Source organism: Corallococcus sp. AB032C (assembly GCF_003668935.1).
In the GTDB taxonomy this organism is placed as follows: Bacteria; Myxococcota; Myxococcia; order Myxococcales; family Myxococcaceae; genus Corallococcus; species Corallococcus exiguus.
The window spans coordinates 1-472 of the sequence record NZ_RAWP01000270.1 but is presented as its reverse complement, the minus strand read 5'-3'; the positions used below and the strand labels follow the sequence as shown (position 1 = coordinate 472).

The following is a 472-nucleotide window of genomic DNA, read 5'->3' as shown; positions in this document are numbered from 1 at the left end:
CCTCTGGGCCGTCCAGCCCCCGAAGTTCCCCGCGTCCTCCACTCCGCCCGTGCGCCCCACCCGCGCCAGCGAGGACGACCTGTGGCGCATCGTCTCCTTCGACGAGTCCAACGACCCCGCCCAGAACCTCACCGCCTCCTTCGAGGCCGCCCTCCAGCAGGTGGACGCCCACCTGGAAGCCCTCATCCGCTCGGATGTCCGCTCGGCGGGCGACGCCAACGAATTCCTCGTCGAGGCCATCGTCGAAGCGACGTTCGAGCCGCTGCCTTCTCCCCGCACCACCGCGTTCCCCGGTGACAACGCGGGGGCTTCTGGCCAGACTGGGGACGAGTTGTCCGGTGACCTGGACGACTGGGATTTTGACGAGGACGACGTGGCGGCCGAAGACCCCTCCAACCCCGACGAAGCCTCCAAGCTCCGGCGCCAGCGCCTCCTTCGCCGCGCCATGGAGAACATGGGCACGCTCGGCGCC

General features: G+C 69.9%; 1 pseudogene. It reads left to right on the top strand.

The annotated features are described in order from the left end of the window. A pseudogene (locus tag D7X99_RS42020) lies at positions 1–472 on the top strand (molecular chaperone DnaJ); the annotation flags it as partial.